This window comes from Pseudomonas sp. C1C7 (assembly GCF_013359595.1).
Lineage (GTDB): Bacteria > Pseudomonadota > Gammaproteobacteria > Pseudomonadales > Pseudomonadaceae > Aquipseudomonas.
The window spans coordinates 1-2,809 of sequence record NZ_JABFMP010000078.1; the positions used below are offsets into that span (position 1 = coordinate 1).

Below are 2,809 nucleotides of genomic sequence, written 5' to 3' on the forward strand. Positions count from 1 at the left end.
TGAGTTCGGGATGGGATCAGGTGGTTCCAATGCTCTATGGTCGTCAAGAAATTCTTGAGCTGTACCGTCTTTCGACGTTGCAGCGAATCGGGTATGTGATCTTTGTGGGTTACTCTCGAACTTTCGGTTCGTTTCGTCTTCACCACCGCAATCTGGTCTCTTTCGTCTTTCAACTCGGAGCAGCAAATTGCTTGGGTGTTATATGGTCAAGCCTCACGGGCAATTAGTATCGGTTAGCTCAACGCCTCACAGCGCTTACACACCCGACCTATCAACGTCGTAGTCTTCGACGGCCCTTCAGGGAACTCAAGGTTCCAGTGAGATCTCATCTTGAGGCAAGTTTCCCGCTTAGATGCTTTCAGCGGTTATCTTTTCCGAACATAGCTACCCGGCAATGCCACTGGCGTGACAACCGGAACACCAGAGGTTCGTCCACTCCGGTCCTCTCGTACTAGGAGCAGCCCCTCTCAAATCTCAAACGTCCACGGCAGATAGGGACCGAACTGTCTCACGACGTTCTAAACCCAGCTCGCGTACCACTTTAAATGGCGAACAGCCATACCCTTGGGACCGGCTTCAGCCCCAGGATGTGATGAGCCGACATCGAGGTGCCAAACACCGCCGTCGATATGAACTCTTGGGCGGTATCAGCCTGTTATCCCCGGAGTACCTTTTATCCGTTGAGCGATGGCCCTTCCATACAGAACCACCGGATCACTAAGACCTACTTTCGTACCTGCTCGACGTGTCTGTCTCGCAGTCAAGCGCGCTTTTGCCTTTATACTCTACGACCGATTTCCGACCGGTCTGAGCGCACCTTCGTACTCCTCCGTTACTCTTTAGGAGGAGACCGCCCCAGTCAAACTACCCACCATACACTGTCCTCGATCCGGATAACGGACCTGAGTTAGAACCTCAAAGTTGCCAGGGTGGTATTTCAAGGATGGCTCCACGCAGACTGGCGTCCACGCTTCAAAGCCTCCCACCTATCCTACACAAGCAAATTCAAAGTCCAGTGCAAAGCTATAGTAAAGGTTCACGGGGTCTTTCCGTCTAGCCGCGGATACACTGCATCTTCACAGCGATTTCAATTTCACTGAGTCTCGGGTGGAGACAGCGCCGCCATCGTTACGCCATTCGTGCAGGTCGGAACTTACCCGACAAGGAATTTCGCTACCTTAGGACCGTTATAGTTACGGCCGCCGTTTACCGGGGCTTCGATCAAGAGCTTCGCGTTAGCTAACCCCATCAATTAACCTTCCGGCACCGGGCAGGCGTCACACCCTATACGTCCACTTTCGTGTTTGCAGAGTGCTGTGTTTTTAATAAACAGTCGCAGCGGCCTGGTATCTTCGACCGGCGTGGGCTTACGCAGCAAGTGCTTCACCCTCACCGGCGCACCTTCTCCCGAAGTTACGGTGCCATTTTGCCTAGTTCCTTCACCCGAGTTCTCTCAAGCGCCTTGGTATTCTCTACCCAACCACCTGTGTCGGTTTGGGGTACGGTTCCTGGTTATCTGAAGCTTAGAAGCTTTTCTTGGAAGCATGGCATCAACCACTTCGTCACCCAAAGGGTAACTCGTCATCAGCTCTCGGCCTTGAAACCCCGGATTTACCTAAGATTTCAGCCTACCACCTTAAACTTGGACAACCAACGCCAAGCTGGCCTAGCCTTCTCCGTCCCTCCATCGCAATAACCAGAAGTACAGGAATATTAACCTGTTTTCCATCGACTACGCTTTTCAGCCTCGCCTTAGGGACCGACTAACCCTGCGTCGATTAACGTTGCGCAGGAAACCTTGGTCTTTCGGCGTGGGTGTTTTTCACACCCATTGTCGTTACTCATGTCAGCATTCGCACTTCTGATACCTCCAGCAAGCTTCTCAACTCACCTTCACAGGCTTACAGAACGCTCCTCTACCGCATCACCTAAGTGATACCCGTAGCTTCGGTGTATGGTTTGAGCCCCGTTACATCTTCCGCGCAGGCCGACTCGACTAGTGAGCTATTACGCTTTCTTTAAAGGGTGGCTGCTTCTAAGCCAACCTCCTAGCTGTCTAAGCCTTCCCACATCGTTTCCCACTTAACCATAACTTTGGGACCTTAGCTGACGGTCTGGGTTGTTTCCCTTTTCACGACGGACGTTAGCACCCGCCGTGTGTCTCCCATGCTCGGCACTTGTAGGTATTCGGAGTTTGCATCGGTTTGGTAAGTCGGGATGACCCCCTAGCCGAAACAGTGCTCTACCCCCTACAGTGATACATGAGGCGCTACCTAAATAGCTTTCGAGGAGAACCAGCTATCTCCGAGCTTGATTAGCCTTTCACTCCGATCCACAGGTCATCCGCTAACTTTTCAACGGTAGTCGGTTCGGTCCTCCAGTCAGTGTTACCTAACCTTCAACCTGCCCATGGATAGATCGCCCGGTTTCGGGTCTATACCCAGCGACTAAACGCCCTATTAAGACTCGCTTTCGCTACGCCTCCCCTATTCGGTTAAGCTCGCCACTGAATATAAGTCGCTGACCCATTATACAAAAGGTACGCAGTCACAGAACAAAGTCTGCTCCCACTGCTTGTACGCATACGGTTTCAGGATCTATTTCACTCCCCTCTCCGGGGTTCTTTTCGCCTTTCCCTCACGGTACTAGTTCACTATCGGTCAGTCAGTAGTATTTAGCCTTGGAGGATGGTCCCCCCATATTCAGACAAAGTTTCTCGTGCTCCGTCCTACTCGATTTCATGACTAAGAGACTTTCGCGTACAGGGCTATCACCCACTATGGCCGCACTTTCCAGAGCGTTCCGCTAA

The 2,809-nt window shown here is 52.0% G+C and carries 1 rRNA gene (cut by a window edge); it reads right to left on the reverse strand.

The features are described 5' to 3' along the window. Positions 1–202: 202 nt before the first annotated feature. Positions 203–2,809: ribosomal RNA gene (locus tag HNO86_RS29990) — 23S ribosomal RNA — on the reverse strand (it continues 276 nt past the right edge of the window).